General features: G+C 46.8%; 20 protein-coding genes, 3 tRNA genes and 2 riboswitches. Of the genes, 2 read left to right on the top strand and 21 right to left on the bottom strand.

Features of this window, described 5'->3' with window-relative positions; genetic code table 11:
• Positions 1-38: 38 nt before the first annotated feature.
• Positions 39-935, top strand: a complete 897-nt coding sequence (locus BLV66_RS14240) for an alpha/beta hydrolase (protein WP_086986726.1) — start codon at positions 39-41, stop codon at positions 933-935.
• A gap of 66 nt (positions 936-1,001) precedes the next feature.
• Here the strand turns inward: BLV66_RS14240 and BLV66_RS14245 are convergent, their stop codons facing one another.
• From BLV66_RS14245 to BLV66_RS14260, 4 genes are all read right to left on the bottom strand, one after another.
• Complete coding sequence (locus BLV66_RS14245) at positions 1,002-2,258, bottom strand: glycerate kinase type-2 family protein (RefSeq protein WP_086986964.1); 1,257 nt, start codon at positions 2,256-2,258, stop codon at positions 1,002-1,004.
• A 40-nt stretch (positions 2,259-2,298) separates the two neighbouring features.
• A complete protein-coding gene (locus BLV66_RS14250) occupies positions 2,299-3,255 on the bottom strand; it encodes a D-2-hydroxyacid dehydrogenase (protein ID WP_086986727.1) in 957 nt (318 codons plus the stop codon).
• A 17-nt stretch (positions 3,256-3,272) separates the two neighbouring features.
• Complete coding sequence (locus BLV66_RS14255) at positions 3,273-4,184, bottom strand: sugar phosphate isomerase/epimerase family protein (protein ID WP_086986728.1); 912 nt, start codon at positions 4,182-4,184, stop codon at positions 3,273-3,275.
• Positions 4,185-4,297: 113 nt separating this feature from the next.
• Positions 4,298-5,965: a thiamine pyrophosphate-dependent enzyme gene (locus BLV66_RS14260; RefSeq protein ID WP_086986729.1), complete on the bottom strand. Its 1,668-nt coding sequence runs from the start codon at positions 5,963-5,965 to the stop codon at positions 4,298-4,300.
• 193 nt (positions 5,966-6,158) lie between these two features.
• On the opposite strand from BLV66_RS14260, the gene BLV66_RS14265 reads away from it, so the two are divergent.
• Positions 6,159-6,935: an IclR family transcriptional regulator gene (locus tag BLV66_RS14265; protein WP_086986730.1), complete on the top strand. Its 777-nt coding sequence runs from the start codon at positions 6,159-6,161 to the stop codon at positions 6,933-6,935.
• 365 nt (positions 6,936-7,300) lie between these two features.
• On the opposite strand, the gene dhaM is transcribed toward BLV66_RS14265, so the two are convergent.
• The 17 genes from dhaM to BLV66_RS14345 all read right to left on the bottom strand — a co-directional run bounded on the left by dhaM (position 7,301) and on the right by BLV66_RS14345 (position 18,599).
• On the bottom strand, positions 7,301-7,675 hold the full coding sequence (gene dhaM, locus BLV66_RS14270) for a dihydroxyacetone kinase phosphoryl donor subunit DhaM (RefSeq protein WP_086986731.1): 375 nt from the start codon (positions 7,673-7,675) through the stop codon (positions 7,301-7,303).
• Entirely contained in the window at positions 7,668-8,255 is a 588-nt protein-coding gene (dhaL, locus tag BLV66_RS14275) for a dihydroxyacetone kinase subunit DhaL (protein WP_086986732.1), read from the bottom strand. The genes dhaM and dhaL overlap by 8 nt, the downstream gene beginning before the upstream one ends.
• Positions 8,256-8,382: 127 nt before the next feature.
• A complete protein-coding gene (gene nagB / locus BLV66_RS14280; protein WP_086986733.1) occupies positions 8,383-9,090 on the bottom strand; it encodes a glucosamine-6-phosphate deaminase in 708 nt (235 codons plus the stop codon).
• A 10-nt stretch (positions 9,091-9,100) separates the two neighbouring features.
• The gene (gene nagA, locus BLV66_RS14285) at positions 9,101-10,246 is read right to left on the bottom strand and encodes an N-acetylglucosamine-6-phosphate deacetylase (RefSeq protein ID WP_086986734.1); all 1,146 of its coding nucleotides are present in this window, start codon (positions 10,244-10,246) and stop codon (positions 9,101-9,103) included.
• A 74-nt stretch (positions 10,247-10,320) separates the two neighbouring features.
• Positions 10,321-11,133 carry a MurR/RpiR family transcriptional regulator gene (locus BLV66_RS14290; protein ID WP_086986735.1) on the bottom strand — a complete coding sequence of 271 codons (813 nt, stop codon included), beginning with the start codon at positions 11,131-11,133 and terminating at the stop codon, positions 10,321-10,323.
• A 217-nt stretch (positions 11,134-11,350) separates the two neighbouring features.
• The gene (gene thiW, locus BLV66_RS14295; RefSeq protein ID WP_086986736.1) at positions 11,351-11,842 is read right to left on the bottom strand and encodes an energy coupling factor transporter S component ThiW; all 492 of its coding nucleotides are present in this window, start codon (positions 11,840-11,842) and stop codon (positions 11,351-11,353) included.
• Positions 11,843-11,971: 129 nt separating this feature from the next.
• A riboswitch (TPP riboswitch) is annotated at positions 11,972-12,073 on the bottom strand.
• Positions 12,074-12,136: 63 nt separating this feature from the next.
• Positions 12,137-12,239, bottom strand: a riboswitch (TPP riboswitch).
• Positions 12,240-12,275: 36 nt separating this feature from the next.
• A complete protein-coding gene (locus tag BLV66_RS14300; protein WP_086986737.1) occupies positions 12,276-13,259 on the bottom strand; it encodes an alcohol dehydrogenase catalytic domain-containing protein in 984 nt (327 codons plus the stop codon).
• A 23-nt stretch (positions 13,260-13,282) separates the two neighbouring features.
• Positions 13,283-14,158 carry a DUF5131 family protein gene (locus BLV66_RS14305; protein ID WP_086986738.1) on the bottom strand — a complete coding sequence of 292 codons (876 nt, stop codon included), beginning with the start codon at positions 14,156-14,158 and terminating at the stop codon, positions 13,283-13,285.
• A gap of 21 nt (positions 14,159-14,179) precedes the next feature.
• Positions 14,180-14,803, bottom strand: a complete 624-nt coding sequence (locus BLV66_RS14310; RefSeq protein WP_086986739.1) for an ABC transporter permease — start codon at positions 14,801-14,803, stop codon at positions 14,180-14,182.
• Entirely contained in the window at positions 14,800-15,573 is a 774-nt protein-coding gene (locus tag BLV66_RS14315) for an ABC transporter ATP-binding protein (RefSeq protein ID WP_086986740.1), read from the bottom strand. The genes BLV66_RS14310 and BLV66_RS14315 overlap by 4 nt, the downstream gene beginning before the upstream one ends.
• Before the next feature lie 17 nt (positions 15,574-15,590).
• On the bottom strand, positions 15,591-16,499 hold the full coding sequence (locus BLV66_RS15855) for a glycine betaine ABC transporter substrate-binding protein (RefSeq protein ID WP_176974298.1): 909 nt from the start codon (positions 16,497-16,499) through the stop codon (positions 15,591-15,593).
• Positions 16,500-17,129 (bottom strand): ABC transporter permease, encoded by a 630-nt coding sequence (locus BLV66_RS15860; RefSeq protein WP_176974299.1) that lies wholly within the window; start codon positions 17,127-17,129, stop codon positions 16,500-16,502.
• A gap of 13 nt (positions 17,130-17,142) precedes the next feature.
• A complete protein-coding gene (locus BLV66_RS14325; protein WP_086986741.1) occupies positions 17,143-17,433 on the bottom strand; it encodes a hypothetical protein in 291 nt (96 codons plus the stop codon).
• Positions 17,434-17,811: 378 nt separating this feature from the next.
• On the bottom strand, positions 17,812-18,150 hold the full coding sequence (locus BLV66_RS14330; RefSeq protein ID WP_086986742.1) for a winged helix-turn-helix transcriptional regulator: 339 nt from the start codon (positions 18,148-18,150) through the stop codon (positions 17,812-17,814).
• A gap of 160 nt (positions 18,151-18,310) precedes the next feature.
• Positions 18,311-18,394: transfer RNA gene (locus BLV66_RS14335), tRNA-Leu, on the bottom strand.
• A 39-nt stretch (positions 18,395-18,433) separates the two neighbouring features.
• Positions 18,434-18,504 (bottom strand) — tRNA-Cys (locus tag BLV66_RS14340).
• Between the two features lie 23 nt (positions 18,505-18,527).
• Positions 18,528-18,599: transfer RNA gene (locus BLV66_RS14345), tRNA-Gln, on the bottom strand.
• Positions 18,600-18,634 lie beyond the last annotated feature (35 nt).

The raw sequence follows: 18,634 nt of genomic DNA on the forward strand, positions 1-18,634 counted from the left end.
CACATCGAGTCATTTTAAATGAGGAAGATTATGCTAAAGTGAAAAGAACTTCTGCGAAAGGAATGATGAGAATAATGAATGCTTCAACCGAGACTTATTTTGTATATGAGGGACTGCCGCTGCAGGCGACATTTTATCCCGCATCTGCAGCGCCCCCTAAACCGTTGACACTCCTTTACTTGCATGGGGGCGGATTGGTATTCGGCGACCGAAATGACCTTCCCGATACGTACAAGAAGATGCTGTCGGATGCTGGATATTCGCTGCTGACGATCGATTATCCGCTGGCCCCTGAAGCACAATTGCCAGAAATCACGCGGTGTCTGCAACAAGCCTTGATTTGGTTCAGCGAAGAAGGCAAAAATTTGTTCAATCTGGGTTCTAAGGATTATGTGCTTTTCGGCCGCTCCGCCGGCGCTTACCTCGCCTTTCTCTTGGCAGCACGCTCGGCAGACCCCCATCTGAAAGGACTGGCCAGTTTTTACGGCTATTATTCGTTGGATGAGTCTTCTTTCCATCAGCCTAGCACTTATTACAACACGTTTCCTAAAGTGCCTGCGGCATATCTGAAACAGCTGATCCAAAAGCAGCCGCTTGCTGTAGGAGCAGTTACCGAAAGGTTTCCGTTATACCTCCATGCCCGTCAGACCGGAAAATGGGTTCCACAGTTCCTTAAGGACAAGTCAAAAATAGCAGCCTTCAATCTGACCGTAGCAGAGCTACAATCGTTGCCGCCTGTTTTTCTCACTGCCAGTACAGCAGACCAGGATGTGCCCTACAAATTTACCCAACAAGCTGCTCAACTAATACCTCAAACTGTGCTTCACCCTGTTCTGGGAATGCCGCACGACTTTGATGCCGATTTAACAAAGCCTGCCGGTAGACGCACTTATCAACAGTTTATCCACTGGCTTGATGGTCTCTACGATAAATAAAAAGCTAAAGAAGGCCCTGGAATTTTTCCAGGGCCTTCTTTAGCTTTTTTTTTTTTGCCGCAGCCATTAGGCAGGCGCTTTATCGATAAGCAAAATAATCAAATCATTCACGTTTGTACCGGTAGGACCCGTAACAATCAGATCCCCACTGCTTTCGAGGGCTGTGTTGGAATCATTGTTCGCCAACAGGCCTTCCACATCCGCATAGCTTCTGCGCATGCGCACTAAGCTGGAGCCGTCTACCAGCCCTCCCGCAGCATCCGTAGGTCCATCCGTTCCGTCAGATCCGACCGATGCCACTACCACTTGCGGCAATCCGGAAATCTGAAAAGCAGCAGCCAGTGCTAATTCCTGGTTTCGGCCCCCTAGCCCATCTCCTTTGATCGTAACGACAGGCTCCCCTCCTGCAATAATGGCACACGGAAGTTGGGCATCTTCTTGCCCGGAGACTATTCTTCTGGCGAGTTGCCCAAAACGTTCCCCGACCGCGGAAGCTTCCTCTTCAATGGCCGTCGACATCAGACACGTATGGTATCCGCGCGATTGGGCATGCGTTACCGCCTCACGGCATAAAATATCCACACTCCCGATCAAAGTGTTGTCTACATTATCCAAAGATTTAGGTGTCTCTTTCAGCAAGGCTTCCCGTGCATTTTCCGACAATTTCAAATCGTATTTCTCGACAATTTTCTGCGCCTCAGCGCTCGTTGAAAAATCAGGATAAGCCGGACCGGAAGCGATCGTGTCCAATCGATCCCCCAAAACATCAGACAGAATAATGGCGTGTATTTGACGAGGAGAACACAGCCGGGCAAATTGGCCGCCTTTTACTTCCGAGAGATGCTTGCGAATCGTATTGATTTCGACGATATTCGCTCCACTATTCAAAAGTTGCTTGTTGATATCCTCTAACTCAGCCAAAGGGATATTATTCCGCGTTTTCTCAAACAGTGCGGAACCGCCGCCGGAAATCAAAAATATGATGGTGTCTTCTTCCGGCATAGCGGATACGTACTGCAAAATTTCAGTGGTCGCATCGATGGAAGCTTGATCGGGAATCGGATGTCCGGCCTCAAAAATGGTCACCCGTTCGATTTCACCAAGGGAATGGCCATATTTGGTCAAGGCCATTCCGCCTTTGAATTGCCCGCCCAGACAATCCACCGCCGCTTTCGTCATGCGCCAAGCCGCTTTTCCGACAGCAATGATACGGATGTTGCCATCTATATCCATCTTACTTAAGGCATTTGTGACGGCTCTATCCGGTAATACCGCCTGAATCGATTGATTTATGATATACGTTGCATCATCTCTTAGTTTCATGACGTCTGTTCTCCTTTTCAATCCTTGCACATTCGCTTCATCAAGAAACACTATTCACTGGATTTCCTTCCAAAAATGCCGTAACATTGTCAATCGCGATATCCAATAAACGCTGTCTGGCTTCGATCGGCGCCCAGGCAATATGCGGTGTGATCAAACAATTTTTCGCTGTGAATAATGGGTTTTCTTCCGTCACTGGTTCGGTCGAAACGACATCCACCGCTGCACCATGTAACTTGCCGGCATTCAGAGCCGCTGCCAAGTCTTCCTCGACAATCAACGGTCCGCGAGAAGTATTGATCAATATAGCGCTGGATTTCATTTTCGCCAATGCCGCAGCATTGATGATTCCTTCAGTTTCTGGGAATAATGGACAATGCAGTGAAACCACATCTGATTGCGCGAAAAGCTCATCCAAATCTACGATTTTCGTGTGCTCGTTCTCTAAGCTCTTATCGGCAAAATGATCATAAGCCAGCACGTCCATTCCAAATGCGATGGCGATTTTAGCCACAGCTTGGCCAATCCGTCCGAAGCCGATGATGCCCATTTTCTTGCCGGCCAATTCGATTAGCGGATAATCCCAGAAGCAAAAATCCCCTGACTCCTGCCAACGACCTTGCTTGACCGCTTTGTCGTGCTCGCCTACATGGTGGCACACTTCCAACAGCAAAGCGAAAGTGAATTGGGCCACCGATGCGGTTCCATATGTCGGTATGTTCGTGACGGTGATGCCCTGCGCTTTGGCAGCCACAGTATCCACGACATTGTAGCCCGTCGCCAGAACACCGACATAGCGGATGTTCGGGCAAGCTGCGAAAATTTCAGCGGTCAAAGGCGTTTTGTTTGTGAATACGATCGAAGCATCCCCAATCCGCGAGATGACTTCATCTTTAGGCGTGCGATCGTAAATGGCACATTCCCCTAATTTTTCCAGACGTTCCCAGGAGAGATCACCCGGGTTCAAGGTATATCCATCCAATACAACTATCTTCATTTTGTTTCCTCCTTGTGTCATAACAGGCTCCACGCACGATTCAATGTCCGTTTGGCATTTGCGATGACGATATCCGGATCTTCATCCTGCCACGGCTTCACTTCGAAGGATAGCACCGGCGGGTTCACGCTGTCAAAAAATCCTTCTGCTTGCAGAACCCTCAAAAAATCCAATAATTCAGGCACATCATTTACGCTGTTCGGGAAACCGAAGCGTGGATGCGTATCCCCGAATGCCTCCGCCCCCTCTTTCACTACGCCATTGCCCATATGCAGATGGGTGATGTAAGGCTTAGTGACTTGGATAGCATATTTTGATGTCTCGTGCGTTTGCGGAATATGGGATAAGTCCATCATCAAACCGAAATTCTCCACCAGACTGCGCATCTCAGCGGCAAATGTTGCAGCATAAGGTGCTGGACCAATCAAAGATTTCTTATCCAGATCGTAGTCAAAAACTTCCAACGTGATGGTCATGTCTTTCTTAGCTGCGTATTCGCAAATTGTCTTTGTCGTTTTGACCAATTGACGGAAAGCTTGTTCCTTTGTATCCTCCTCATATTTCCCGGAAAGGAACGCAATCCCTTTGGCACCTAAGTATTCCGCTTCATCGATCGAATCGATCAGGATGGCTTCCGCTTTCAGCCGTTCTGTTTCGTCGATGGCATTCGGGTTCAAGCCGGCCGTCAGCAAGCGTGGCTGAGCCCCGTAGCAAACTTTCATGTGACTGGAATCCAGCATTTTTTTGATTGCTGCACGGTCTTCATCCTTCTCGATATGCGATACTTCAATAGCGTCAAAGTAATCATCCACCACTATTTTTTTTACAGTCTCTACGATGTTGCCTTGATCCTTCCATTTCATCGCCTGCGGATAAGCCATAAAATGAATCAGTCCGATCTGCAAATATTTGTTCATTGGTTCTATCATTGTTTTCCCTTCCTTTACCGTCTTTATTGCTTACTTATTTTCCGATAAAGATGGCAGCATTCCCAATTGCGGCATTTCGCAAACAAGAGTGCCACCTCCTTTCTTGCATCTGACTATACGAATTCTCTTACAGCTGTGATGCTTGGTCCCATTGAGCAGTCTGTAGCTTCTTCACACACGATATCGATGACATAAGGTTTTTTAGATGCATATGCACGCTCCAACGCTGGTTTGATGTCTTCCGGATTGAAGACGCGTTCTGCTTCGCAGCCGAAGCCTTCCGCTACCTTAACGTAGTCCATCAAGCCTTGGTTTTCTGCCATACGGACAGCGTAATCAAAACCATAGCCATAATTTTGGTTTTGGCGGATCAGTCCCAAGTAGGCGTTGTTGACGATGACTACGACCAACGGAATGTCGTTGACTGCCGCAACTGCGATTTCTTCAACCATGAAAGTGAATCCGAAATCACCCAACACAGAAACAGTTTTGATTCCCGGTGCTCCAACAGAAGCTCCGATTGCTCCTGGGATATCGAATCCTAATGTGCCTGCGCCACCTGATGGCAAGTATTTTCTTGGACGGTTGATATCTTGCAGTTGGCCTGACCAGATCTGCGTCAATCCGCAACCAGTCGTGTACATCACTTCATCACCAAATACTTCATTCATCTCTTGGAATACACGATGCGGTTTGATTGGTCTGCTGTCATAGTCGGTTTTCCGTTTCAGGTCGATGCTCAACTGCGGCAATTCCGATACAAGACCTTTCGCTCCAAATGTTTCCATTTGTTTTGCTTCAGCAAGCAACGCTTCGATTGCCATTTTTGCATCGGCTACGATACCGATTTCAGCCGGGATGATTTTACCGATTTGGCTCGGTTCAATATCGATATGAATGAACTTACGACCTTCCGAATACACTTTGACGTCTCCAGTATGACGGTCCGTGAAGCGGCAACCGATCCCCAAAACGACATCCGCTTCGCTCAAAACTTTGTTCCCAAGAGGTCCGCCGACTTGGATACCGGCATGGCCTGCGTTCAATGGATGATTGACAGGAATACCGCCTTTCGCCATATAGGTTGTGATGACCGGCAACTGCAGCATTTCAGCCAGTTCAACGCATTCGCTTGTTGCTTCGGAAAGGATGACACCCCCACCCATGATCATGACTGGTGCTTTTGCTTCTGAAATCAATTGCAGAGCCGCTTTGATTTTGTCTGTTTCCGGAGCTAGTCTTTCGATTTCATAAGGGATATAGCTGTCGATGTCAAATTCGATTTCAGCCATTTGCACATCCAAAGGCAAATCAATCAGAATCGGACCTGGTTTGCCCTCGCGTGCAATCCGGAAGCCTTCGCGGAAAATCTCGACAGTATCATTAGGATCCATGACACACCAAGCTCCTTTTGCGATCGGTTTAGCGATCGACACGATGTCCACTGATTGAAAAGCATCCTTGTTCAACTGCGATCTTACAGATTGACCCGTCAATGCCAAAAACGGAATGGAATCGATATTCGCAGTATAGATGCCTGTGATGAAATTGGTCGCGCCAGGACCGGCTGTACAAGTAGCCATTGCCATTTTCCCGCTGGAACGGTAATAGCCATCTGCTGCGTGGGTGCAAGCTTCTTCGTGTCTCATGACCATGTGTTTGATCGAATCAGATTTCTCTAAATATTTGTATACTGGATTGATGCCTGCGCCTGGGATTCCGAAAACGTCTTCAATTCCTTCTTTTTCCAAAATTTGTACAATCGCTTCTGCTACTAACATATCTTTCCCTCCAGGTAATTTCACTGTGTGAAATAGGTTTTTATTTTTTGTGTAACCACAGTTTAGCAGAGGGCTTTTCTACTGTCAACAACTTTTGAAATCTATTTTCTCTTAGTGAAATTAAAATTGAGAAATTAGACTGGATATGGTAAACTGCAATTAAGAGAAATCCTTTCACAAGGGGGAAAATAAAGTGATTGAAAAAAAAGTCAAAAAAAATCAATCCGTCGAAAAAGTACTGCAAATCATCGAATTATTCGTATCTCAAGGCGGTGAAATGCGGCTACAGGATATCGCTGATCAAGTGAATTCACCCAGCAGCACCGTATTGCGTTATTTAAGCACGTTGAGTTCATTCGGCTATGTTTACCAAAACGCCGACTCATCCAAATATGCACTCACCTTGAAATTGGCCCACCTGGGCAGCCTAGTGAGCGGACAATATGATATCCGTAACTTGGTCCATGACGATTTGGTTGCTCTATCGAAAGAATTTCAGGAATCTTCCTGTTTGGCTATTGAAGAGGATCATGAAGTGGTTTACATCGATGTCATCAACGGACCGGATAACATGCTGAAAACAATGCAGCGAATCGGGAAAAGAGCTCCTTTGCATGCGACCAGCGTCGGAAAAAATATCCTTCAGAACTACACGGAGAAGGAAATCGAGGACATCCTGAAAGAAAAAGGAATGCCGGCATTGACCGCCAAAACCCTCACAACACCCGAAGCTCTTTTCAAAGAGTTGGAAACTGTCCAAGAAACAGGTGTGGCGATGGATAACGAGGAATGCGAGATCGGAGCCAAATGTATTTCGGTACCGCTTATCGACTACACCGGAAAAGTCGTGGCTGCCATCAGCATCAGCGGTCCCGTGTTCCGTATGACTGATGAAAAAGTGGAGAAAATAAAAGAGTACATGCTGCGCATGTCGAAAGAAATCTCAAAAAAACTCGCCTATACAAAATAAAGAGCGTGATGATTCGCGTTTAGGGGGTGAGCACTAAGAGGCTACTACGAGAACGGCCGTTTTTTGGCCTTGACGTAATAGCAGCTTAGGCGGAACCCCCTGCGAATCAGAACGCGTCTAATAAGAGCGTGAGAAAAGTCGTTTAGCTCCCCGTACGTTGGAGCATCCCACGAAGTGAACCTCTTTTGTTCACTACGGGGGATGTGAAACGTTAGCGGGAGCTGACTTTTCGAACGCGTCTAAAGAGCGTAGAATCCAAGTCAGAAATCTTTTTGCTGAGCAATCTAGTCTCTTAAAAAAAAATAACCCATGAGATTCTCCTTTTGAAAAGGAAAACCTCATGGGTTTCTTTTGGCTTCAATATTTCATTTTACGTACAATTCCTGCAACTGTTCACGGATTTTTTCAAAGGGCGTATCCGCCTGCAACAAGGCCGCTGTCAGATAGGCGCCCTCCACAAATGCCGCATCGCAAATGATCAGCTTTTTTTCGGTCATTTGACTCACCAACTCAAGATTCATCTTGGCGCTACCTAAATCATAAAAGCCCAATATGTTAGGCTCTGACATTTCATTGAGTGCCGCCATGACTTTGTCGAAACTAGTGCCGATGCCGCCTTCTTCCACTCCGCCGACTGCTTTCACGGTGACATCCTTCGCTACTTGTTTCATCAAACGGGCCAGTCCTTCAGCGAGCTCCTCAACATGCGAAACCAATAAGATACCGTACTGCTCACTCATCGTACACCCCCGCTTCCAACATGGCCTCAAAGAAATAACCGCAGGAGGCAGCTCCCGGATCGATATGGCCATTCAGCTGTTCCGATACAAACGCCGCGCGTCCCTTTTTCGCCTGAAAATCCTTCGTGCTTATGACATATTCATTAATTTTTTCCAACGTTAGCCGCTTATTCCGTATGTCTTCCATGACCGGAATCCAAACATCCACTAAGGTCTTTTCCTTCAGTTCCGTAGGGCCGAATGTTTGGATGCCTTCAAGCCCGCTTGCAAGGCTGTCCAGTAGATTGGTGTCTTCTTGAAAAGCCTCCGACATATGCAGAAAGACTTGTCCATAAAGGAGTCCAGCTGCTCCTCCCGTTTTCTGGATGAATGACATGCCCGCCATTTGGAACAGATCTGACACTCCTGCCTGAAACCCTTCCGTTAATTTTCCCTTCAGGTCTTTGGCTCCCCGAAGCATATTGGCCCCGTGGTCACCGTCACCAATCGATTCATCCAGCGTATTCAGATAGTTTTCGTTTGTTTCCAACTTTTCGATAAACAGACTCAACCATATTCTGGTCGTCTCGACAGTCAACATTTCCATCACCGCCTTGGATTCCTGGATCACATGCTTTCCATGCTACCTCTGCTTCCATTGTAAACGTTTTAATCAAAAACGACAATCCGGAGACTCATTAGGAGTAGCCTGCGGATTGTCTGATTCACTATTTTTTCGTGAGCAATTGTGCTGCTTCTTCATCGAGTATCACAGTCACATGCTTGTGGGTCTGCAGAACACTCGCCGGCAAATCTTCCGTGATTGGACCTTCCAGCGCTGCTTTGACGGCAGCAGCTTTTTCTTTTCCGAACGCCATCAGGATGATCTGTTTTGACGAAAGGATCGATTGGATCCCCATCGAGTAGGCGAAACGTGGGACATCTTTTTCATCCGCAAAGTAACGTTTGTTGGAATCGATGGTGGACTGCCACAGCGCCACTTTCTGGGTCCGTGAATCAAAGGATGTGCCGGGCTCATTGAAACCGATGTGCCCGTTCGTGCCGATGCCGAGGATCTGCACATCGATTGGATTCGCTGCGATGATGGCTTCGAATTGCGCACACTCTTCTTCCTCATCCGCCAAGCCGTCAAGCAGATAATTTTTCTTGAAGGGTTTTGCATCGAATAGGTGCTCATGCATAAAATGATGGTAGCTGTGGGGACTGTCCTCAGACAACCCCATGTATTCGTCCAGATTGATCGATATCATCCCTGAAAAATCAAGATCGCTTTCCCGCATAATTTTGTACAGTCTGACCGGCGTGCTTCCGGTTGCCAACCCGAGCACTTTCGCCCCGCTTTCCATTTGCTCCCTGATTTTTTCGAATGCGTAACGGCTTGCCTCTTCAGGAGTCGCTTTAATGATTATTTCCATGATCTGTAACCTACTTTCTGTTATTTTTGTATACTGTCTGTCCATAACTGATTGTCCGCTCGACCGCAAATGACTCCGAAAGCAAGACCATATCGGCATCTTTTCCTGGAGCGATGCCCCCTTTTCGCACCAGATCGAATTCACGGGCCTGATTGACCGAGCTCATCTTTACCGCATCCAAGATGCTGCAGCCGGTAAAGGCGATGATGTTCCTGAAGGCTTCCTGGAATCCCAGCACGCTTCCTGCCAGATTTCCGCTTTCCAGACGGGCTTGTCCATCTTTGACGATGACTTTCTGTCCGCCCAATTCACTGATGCCATCGCCCATCCCTTTGGCACGCATAGCATCGGTAATCAATTCGATGCGGTCTGCGCCTTTTTGTTTGAAGGCGATCTTCACCATTTCCGGATTGATATGCAGGCCATCGACAATCATTTCCACGTAGATATTCTCCTCCAGGAACGCATGTCCGGTCACACCCGGCTCACGGTGATGAAGTCCCCTTTGCGCATTGAAGAGATGGGTGATATGCGTTGCTTTGGATTTTTGCAATTGGCTGCGAAGGGCATCTGAATGTCCGATTGAAAGCACGATGCGGTTATCCAGGCAATACTTTTCGAAGGCAGTCGCATCACTCGTCTCCGGCGCATAGGTAACCAAGCGGATCAACCCGCCGCTTAGCTCTTGCCACCTGCGCATCAAGGCTGCATCTGGCAGTTTGATGTGCTCTTCTGGTTGCGCTCCCTTAAATACTGCGGAAATGAACGGCCCTTCGAGGTGGATGCCTTGGATGACTGGATTATTTTCCGCAGCCTTGCGGATGCCGGTCAACGCTTTTTCAATACTCTCTGTCGATTGCGTCATCGTCGTCGGAAAATAGCTGGTGATCCCTTCTCGGTGCATCGTCGCTATCATTCGGTTGATGCCATCCACGTCGCCGTCCATATTGTCCACGCCGTAGCCGCCATGGCTGTGGACATCAATGAAACCAGGCACCAGTCTGCTTTCGGCCGCATCGATCACTTCCTCATCCGGTTCGGGAATGTACTCCGACATGTTCCCGACCGCGTTGATTTCTTTTCCGAACCGGACATACCCGTCGGCGATGACGTTTTCTCCCGTATACACTTCCGCATTGATAATCACTTTTTTCATTTGCGTTTCCCCTCTTTATTACTGACCTTTATTTTCATTGTGCACCTACATGGTTCAGTCGGCACATCCCGTTATTACGATTTTTTTGAATAACCCTGCACATTTGCTCTCGTCAGATCCATGTTGTATTGGAAATCCTCGTCCTGCAACAGGAAAGTCGAAATCACATCGATCAGATACATCATTCCGAACTGCGTATTGACGAACACTGTGTTGTTGACGAAGCGCGAGTGGTAACCGAAGCACGTGATGTCCGCCAGTTTCGTCAGCGAACTGTTCTTGAAGCTCGTCAGCGCGATGATCTTCGCTTTTTTCTTTTTCGCGATCTCCAGGGACGCAATCAGTTCCGGCGTTTCGCCCGAATTGGAAATGGCGATCACCAATTCATCCTTCTTGATGATCGAACTGTTGATGATCATCAGGTGGGAATCCGCTACCCCCGTGACATTCAGCCCCATCCGGATCAAGCGTTGCGCCAATTCTGCGGCAGTAAATCCGGAACTGCCGATGCCGTAGATGACGGTTTTGCTTGCGTTTTTGATCCAATCGACAACTGTTTCGATTGCCTGATCCTCGATCATATGATTGGTTTCATCAATGACTTGTGTATAATAACCATAAATATCGTCATAGACAGTCGGCATTTCTTTTGACGGATGAGCGCTTGCCAATGAGCGCAATGCAATCTTCATATCCACAAACCCATCGATATTGATGCGTTTACAGAACCGGGTGATGCTGGAGGTCGAGGTCTCCGCCTTCGCAGCCAAATCCTTGATGTTCATATTTTTGATGGAAGCTTTATTCTGCAGAATGAAATCCGCAATTTTTTTCTCGTTTCCGGAAAAAGCGGAATACTGATTTTGGATTTCTTCGATGATTGTCATTTTCCGTTGCCTCCTCCTGGTTTGCGCAACCGTCAAAAGCGCGCTCAAAATTTTTTGACTTTGCCTTTTCCTCTACGCTGATAGAATACCATATGAAAATAGTTTTTTCAATCATTATTATATGAAAATTATTTTCTTTAGTGTTTCTACTGGATAAGCTGATAGACAACAGAAAACCGCCCTCTTCCGAGAGCGGCTCACTTTATTAGCAGATGCTTTAAATTCTGTTCCGATCCAACACGTTTCTTTTTTCCATTTCCAGGATGATGAAATATGCCATCCCGGCTCCGATAGCGGAACTGATCGCAAAGCTCGGCAGGAAGAGCATCAATGCGGCTTCCATGCCCATAAAGAACTGCGCCAGCAGAGTGCTTGCCAACGAGCCCAATATTCCCGTGCCTATCCATTCACCTAGTGCCGCGTAACCGATTTTTTGCGTTCTGGCATGGAATAGACCTGCGCAAATAGCTCCGATCATGCTGCCTGGAAAAGCAAAGACGGTCCCTGTACCCAACAGGTTGCGCAGCAAGGAAACGCTGAATGCCTGCAGGACGGCATACCCCGGTCCTAACCAGACTACGGTCAATACATTCAACAGATGCTGTACCGGCGCTACTTTTGCAATGCCGATTGGAATGACGAAGATGCTATTGCTGACCACCCCCATGGCGATGATCAATGCAGTGGTGACTAATTTTTTTGTGTTCATAATGTTTTCCCCTTTTCAGTTTGATTGATCCTTTTTGAAGCCTGATCTTTCCGAACTGTTTCCCCCTCCCTGAATTAAACGAAAACAAAAAGACACCTCCCCTGAGATGTCTTGGATATATGTACAGACTCCAGACCAAACTCAGTTCCCTCCGCCAGTACGAACTGGATCAGGTTTGAAGGGTTCCGATACGATCGGTCTCAGCGCAGTTGCGCACCCCTACTGAAAATAAAAAACGCTATATGATCTGATGCGAAAATCAGAAAATATAACGTTTTGATGTCTATTTATGCGAATAGTCAAACGCCACATTCCCTACGCTAGCATGAACTAGATCAGGTACAAAGAGTTCCGACAGTGTCGGTCTCAGCGCAATTGCGCACCCCCAGTGTTTCTCATTTGATTTTAACCAATAATCCACGAAAACGCAACTCTATTCTGAAGTTTGCTCTCCCACAACGCTCGGATCCAGCACGATGAATTTTCCGAAACTGTCCTGACTCTGCAAAAAGGCATGAGCTTGCGCAACCTCTTCGAGCGTGAGGACTTTTTCGGGCTCCACAGCAACGCCTTTCCCTTCAATGTAAGCTAGCAGTTCATTTAACTTTTCGCCGGAAACTTCACTCGAATGGAAAGTAGTCAAGTAACTGTTGTGCTTCAATTCCATGATGGGATCGAAATCCTCCAGGAACCATTTCCCGCCCAGTTGGCCGGTACTGCAAACAATGCCAGCTTCCCTGATATGGGAAAGGCTGTCCTTGATTGTCTCAGGGCCGATCAATTCCAGAATCTTGTCGAAAGTTTCTTCCGTTTCCAACACACCATTGCGGTCCTCAATAAAATCAGTAAAGCCAGCTTTCTTCAGCCGCAAACCTTTTTCAGCTTTTCGTGTGCTCCCATATATTCTAATATCAGGGAATTGGGCTTTGACCAATTTGGCAAAGGCAACCCCCACACCGCTCGTTGCCCCCCGAACCAAAATTTGATCGGATGCTTGAATCTTCAGATTTTTCATGGAACCGAAAGCCGTGTAATAAGTTTCCGGAATGGCAGCAAGTTGGTCCCAAGGCAAATCGGTATGGACGGGATAGATTTGATCATTCGGTATCAAGACATATTCCGCATAACTTCCGTCGAAGGCTCTCCCCATTCCCCCCATAATCGAGACCACCTTTTGACCGAGCGGCAATTTTTCTGCGTCGCTCGAGCGTTCCACAATCCCTACACATTCAATCCCTAAAATGCGGGGAAACCTGACCGAGGGGGATTTCCCCTCGCGCGTAAAAATTTCCGAATGGTTGATGCCGAAGCCCATGACCTTCACGAGCGACCAGCCTTCTCGCATTTCCGGAAGAGTAACTTCCTGATACACCAGTTTTTCCGGGCCACCCGCTTCGTGCACTACGACTGCCTTCATTTCTCCGACATCCTTTCTAGTTTTCATAACGTCAGCATACAGCTTGGTCTTCCCGATTGCGTCCTGCAAAATTTCTTGTAAGCACAGGACTCGCACAAAGTGACGGCATTGGTTTGAAAAAGCGGCACCGATTCACCCTGGGCAACTTCCGTTAGGTGAAGCGAAACCGCACGCCCTTCATAAAACAGGCCGGATTTCTTTGCCTGCTCCTGTTGCTTTCTTTTGTCCAAAATTTTATACTTACATCCGTTTCTCACGAAATGATTCCCGGTTTCGATGAATTCGAAGTTCACATTATTCTTCACACAATCTTGGTGCATCCTCTGTACCCATTCATAATGACATTCCCTTGCTCCATCATAGTTTTCCCCGCCGACGATGACGCGTTCGATTTTTCCGAGAGACAAATGCTGCGTCAAGTCGATTTCGCCGATCAGCGGTGCGGCCATAATGCCTCTGTGTTTGAAAGGCAGATCCAGAAGTACCGGAATCCGCCTGTCGGCCATCTTCTGGTTTTCAGCAGAGACATTCATCCACACATTTTCCCAACCGTCTCCCCAATTTTCAGGCAGACAATCCTTCACGCGCTCGATTCTTTTCGTCAACAAGTAGAAAAGCACATCCGACCGCTTCTCAATCATATTCCAGACTTCACCGCGCCATTCGTCCGCTTCCTCCAGAAAAAAGTCCGAAGTCATGCAGACGCGTATCGTGGAACCGGGCGGTATGACAAAGTCGCCACGTCGGTTCCTTTTCAGCGGGCGCTCGAAGCTGCTTTGGACTTTATAAATCAGCGCCCCATCTTTCCCTCGTTGACTGTCCAAATGAAACATATAACAATTTTGGCATCCCGGGCTGACCTTTTTGCAGCCGTGCCAGGGGTTCCAGATATCACTCAAGCGATCACTCCTTTGAAAAAATCAGGCAAATCTCCGTCGCAACGCATTCTCAAGTAAGTACAAGATGACATTGACAAACAGACACAACAACATCGACAGCACAGTGCCCCACAAAAGTTTTACAACGCTGAATGTGCGCAAGCCATCAAACAGCACTGTCCCCAATCCGCCAGCATTGATCGTTGCTGCAATGGTTGCGATGCCGATTGTGGAGGTCGCGGCGATCCGTATCCCTGCGATGATGGATGACATTGCCAACGGAAGCTGGATTTTCCTGAACATTTGATTCCTCGTCATGCCCATCCCGACAGCCGCTTCGATGATTGTCGGATCGATTTCCTGGATTCCTGCAGAAAAACTGCGCAACAGGACATATTGGCAATAAATTACCAACACGATGATGGCCGTGGTCCTTCCCAGGCCCGTCAACGGGATCAAAATCGCAAACAGAGCCAGGCTTGGGATCGAATAAAGCAAAGAAGTCAGGTAGATCAAGCCGTTCATCACGCGTTCCTGATGCATGCAGGCCATGATTATGCCACTTGCAATGAGGATAGCGATCGTCAGCGTCATTCCCACTAATTCGATATGCTGCATCGTGGCGGTCAGCAGCTTTTCATGGTAAGTATTCCAATATGCAATCATTTCAACTCACTCCAAAATGCCTCTTGTTCTTTTACTGTTGCAATTAAATCCGCAACAAACTCCGTTTTCGGATTGCGCATGATTTCCCGGGGCGTATCAAACTGACAAATCTTACCTTTGTCCATTATCAGCACTCTCGTCCCAAGCTTGAATGCCTCATTGATGTCATGGGTGACCAGCACAAACGTTTTGTCGCCTAATTCTTTATGGATTTTTTGCAGTTCATTCTGCAGTTGTAGGCGTGTAATCGCATCGACCGCTCCAAACGGTTCATCTAACAGCATCACTTTCGGATTGGCGGCAAGCGCCCTCGCGACGCCGACGCGCTGTTGTTGCCCGCCGGATAATTGTTTCGGCTTTCTGTCGGCAAACACTTCCGGATCCAATTGAACAAGCTCCAGCAATTCCTTGATGCGGGCTTGGATCTCCTGCTTGTCCCACTTCAGCAGCTCCGGAACTGTCGCGATATTCTGGGCAACGGTCATATGCGGAAACAGGCCAATCTGTTGGACGACATAGCCGATTTTCCGCCTAAGATCCACTTCATTCATTTCACTGATGTCTTCTCCAAAGAAAGTGATATGTCCTCCATCTTCACGGATCAGGCGGTTGATCATTTTTAAAGTCGTCGTTTTGCCGGAGCCGGAAGAGCCCAGGACAGTTATGAACTCGCCCTCCTTAATTTCAAAGGAAATATCATCCACCGCCTTCGTCTCCCCTTCCCCGTAGAGCTTCGTTACATTTTTGAATTCTATCGCGGTTTGCTCCATGCGGCCTCAACGCCTCCTTATTTTATCGAATCAAAGTACTCTTTCGCTACTGCTTCATATTCTTCTCCATCGACATCCACTTTAGCATTCAATCCGGTCACTGTCTCTGTGTCCAGCGTGCTGCTGATGTTGTTCAGGATTTCTGCAATATCAGGATTTTCTTTCAATACTTCATTACGGATTACTGGAGCCAAGTTGTATGGCGGCCAGAATTTCTTGTCATCTACCAAAACAGTGAATTCCTCTTTGTCAGTCAGTTGTCCTTCAGTCGTATACGCTGGCGCAACATCCGCTTCATCATTTTTCAAGACTTCATATTTCAAACTGTTGTCGTAAACTGTCGAGCTCTTCCAGTTGAATTCACCGTAAGCTTTTGTCAAACCAGGCAGGCCATCTTCCCGCTGATCGAATTCACCTTGGGAAGCAAACCGAAGCTCTGAAGCGTGTTCCTGCAAATCCGAAACGGTCTCGATACCGTATTTTTCGGCTACGCTCGTTTTGATGACCAGGCCAGCGCTGTCATTGGCTTCCGCATAATCCAACCAAGTCAGATCAAACTGCTCATCATATTCTGCTTTGATTGTGTCATAGACTTTTTGAGGATCAGTTTCCATCTCCATTTCCAATACTACCAAAAGACCTGTACCTGTATACTCCGGATAAAGATCGATTTCATCATTGGTAATCGATGTATGAACGACCGAGCTGGCGATATTCGGGATCCTTTCAACATCATAGCCAGCATCTTCCAGAGCCAACGCATAAATTTCCGAAATAACCAAATTTTCAGTGAAATCCTTGGATCCCACCCGGATTACTGTATTTTCCGTGCTGCTATCGTTTCCGCCAGCCAGGCCTGAACAACCTGAGACAATAAGTGTTACGGCTAACAGTGCAACCGTACTGATGATATTTTTTCTTTTCATTTAATTTATGCTCCTTTTAATTATGTAATCAAGAAAGATGCTTGTCGTGAAGGCAATCATCGCTACCGATACCCCTCCAATGAGAAGCAGATCCATCCTGTTCAAACCCAATCCTGTAAAAATCAGTGTTCCCAAACCACCAGCACCGATGTATGTAGCCAACGTCGCACTTGATATGATTTCCACCAACGCCAGCTTCACGCCGGTCATCACGAAAGGAAACGCCATCGGAATCTTCACTCTTTTCAAGAGCTCCCAATCGGTCATCCCCAACCCCTTTCCCGTTTCGATCATCACAGCAGGAACTTCCAAGAATCCGACCGTTGTATTGACCAAAATCGGTGGAATTCCCAATAACACTAAAGCAATCAATGCTGGAGCCCTTCCGACGCCTATGAAGGAGATCAATAAAAAGAGGACCGCCAAACTGGGGATGATCCGCAAAGCTTGGGAACTGAGAGTGATCATCTGGCTGAGTTTCCGGTGTTTGTGGCTGATGTATCCCAGTGGAATGGCGATCAAACAAGAAATTCCGATCGCTTGAATGCTTAATCCAAGGTGCTGGTAAACGTAAATCAAATATTGACTAAAATTTTCTTGAAAGTATTGCAGTATGTCATTAACTAGCATTTTGGACCTCCTTTCACTTCAAACAACGATCCGAAACATCTGCTATCTCGCTGAATACCTTCAAACTGGCTGTGCCGTTGCTCGTCAAGGAATAATAGCAGTATCGGTCGTCCTCAATATGATTGACCACAATCGTATCCATTTGCAGTCGCCACAGACTGGTGATGACATTTTCTTTTTTCTCACCCGTCATTCGGACGATGTCATTGCAACTCATTGTCGGATAGTAAAGGAATAGATACATAATGGCAATCTTAATATCAGTATCAAAGGTTGCCGCAAATACCAATAAAGGATCTATCATTACCCGCGTTCCCCCTCCTTCAAAAAATATGCACCGAAAATTACCGCTGATACAACATTTTCGCACAAGCAACGTAGTCATGAGTGGCATTCTTGCTAGCCTGACTTACTTAACGCCTCACTGATATTTCTCCCTTCACATACTCTTACTATATCTTTAAAGATGCCATTACAATAGTACGCACTTTTTTATCAGATACTTACTTTTTTGTAAGCTACAGCTGTAAAGATAGTTACACAAGGGAACGCAAAAAAAACTCCCTTTTGAAGCATTATAACGCTTCAAAAGAGAGTATGAAAATGATACAACTTTTGGCAGCCGCATCACATTATAGAAAAGACTGGATTAACAATCCATTTCTCTTCTTCCTATGCTGGCTTATTTTTGTTCCAAGAGATTATTTTTGATATAATCGGTTCCCCAATCACTCATGCTATTGATGATTGGCCTTAGAGAATCGCCAAGAGCGGTTAATGAATATTCCACTCTGGGTGGCACTTCAGGAAATACTTCCCGTTTCACAATCCCATCTGTCTCCATTTTTCTAAGATTTTCGGTCAGTACTTTTTGACTGATGCCATCAACCAATCGGTGCATTTCATTAAAACGCTTGGTTCCTGTCAACAATTCACGCATTATCAGCAGTTTCCATTTATTTCCGATAAGATCAACGGTTGTCGCAACCGGGCAAAATGGCAATTCTTCTTTGGTAAGCATTTTGTTCACCTCATAATATAGTAAGTTTCTTTTTGTAAGTTACCACGAATTATAAACCTAAATAGCACTGATTTCAAATATTCCTTTCGGGTTCGCCAACAATAATCTAAAAAATAGGCTCCCAACGATGATGTCATCGTCAGGAGCCTATTTTATGTGATACCGGCGGCCGGGGTCGAACCGGCACGCCCTTGCGGGCACTGGATTTTGAGTCCAGCGCGTCTGCCAATTCCGCCACGCCGGCATGATATGAAGAATGCAATTTTCCATCTTACTTGTGGAAAGGCGGTAACCGGATTTGAACCGGTGATAGAGGTTTTGCAGACCTGTGCCTTACCACTTGGCTATACCGCCGAAATGCTGTTATTAGAAAAAAACTGGGCTAGCTGGATTCGAACCAACGAATGACAGAGTCAAAGTCTGTTGCCTTACCGCTTGGCGATAGCCCAATAAAGAGGGCGACCGATGGGAATTGAACCCACGA

The sequence above is a fragment of the Trichococcus collinsii genome (genome assembly GCF_900107505.1).
Lineage (GTDB): Bacteria > Bacillota > Bacilli > Lactobacillales > Aerococcaceae > Trichococcus > Trichococcus collinsii.

What these genes read in the sequence shown, in the direction of transcription:
- BLV66_RS14255 (WP_086986728.1), bottom strand. Translation starts at nt 4,184, where the DNA reads ATGATAGAACCAATGAACAAATATTTGCAGATCGGACTGATTCATTTT.
- dhaL (WP_086986732.1), bottom strand. Translation starts at nt 8,255, where the DNA reads ATGTTGACTGTCGAGACGACCAGAATATGGTTGAGTCTGTTTATCGAA.
- BLV66_RS14315 (WP_086986740.1), bottom strand. Translation starts at nt 15,573, where the DNA reads ATGGAGCAAACCGCGATAGAATTCAAAAATGTAACGAAGCTCTACGGG.
- BLV66_RS14325 (WP_086986741.1), bottom strand. Translation starts at nt 17,433, where the DNA reads ATGATAGATCCTTTATTGGTATTTGCGGCAACCTTTGATACTGATATT.
- thiW (WP_086986736.1), bottom strand. Translation starts at nt 11,842, where the DNA reads ATGAACACAAAAAAATTAGTCACCACTGCATTGATCATCGCCATGGGG.
- BLV66_RS14250 (WP_086986727.1), bottom strand. Translation starts at nt 3,255, where the DNA reads ATGAAGATAGTTGTATTGGATGGATATACCTTGAACCCGGGTGATCTC.
- BLV66_RS14260 (WP_086986729.1), bottom strand. Translation starts at nt 5,965, where the DNA reads ATGTTAGTAGCAGAAGCGATTGTACAAATTTTGGAAAAAGAAGGAATT.
- nagA (WP_086986734.1), bottom strand. Translation starts at nt 10,246, where the DNA reads ATGAAAAAAGTGATTATCAATGCGGAAGTGTATACGGGAGAAAACGTC.
- BLV66_RS14290 (WP_086986735.1), bottom strand. Translation starts at nt 11,133, where the DNA reads ATGACAATCATCGAAGAAATCCAAAATCAGTATTCCGCTTTTTCCGGA.
- BLV66_RS15860 (WP_176974299.1), bottom strand. Translation starts at nt 17,129, where the DNA reads ATGCTAGTTAATGACATACTGCAATACTTTCAAGAAAATTTTAGTCAA.
- dhaM (WP_086986731.1), bottom strand. Translation starts at nt 7,675, where the DNA reads ATGAGTGAGCAGTACGGTATCTTATTGGTTTCGCATGTTGAGGAGCTC.
- BLV66_RS14245 (WP_086986964.1), bottom strand. Translation starts at nt 2,258, where the DNA reads ATGAAACTAAGAGATGATGCAACGTATATCATAAATCAATCGATTCAG.
- nagB (WP_086986733.1), bottom strand. Translation starts at nt 9,090, where the DNA reads ATGGAAATAATCATTAAAGCGACTCCTGAAGAGGCAAGCCGTTACGCA.
- BLV66_RS14300 (WP_086986737.1), bottom strand. Translation starts at nt 13,259, where the DNA reads ATGAAGGCAGTCGTAGTGCACGAAGCGGGTGGCCCGGAAAAACTGGTG.
- BLV66_RS15855 (WP_176974298.1), bottom strand. Translation starts at nt 16,499, where the DNA reads ATGAAAAGAAAAAATATCATCAGTACGGTTGCACTGTTAGCCGTAACA.
- BLV66_RS14310 (WP_086986739.1), bottom strand. Translation starts at nt 14,803, where the DNA reads ATGATTGCATATTGGAATACTTACCATGAAAAGCTGCTGACCGCCACG.
- BLV66_RS14330 (WP_086986742.1), bottom strand. Translation starts at nt 18,150, where the DNA reads ATGCTTACCAAAGAAGAATTGCCATTTTGCCCGGTTGCGACAACCGTT.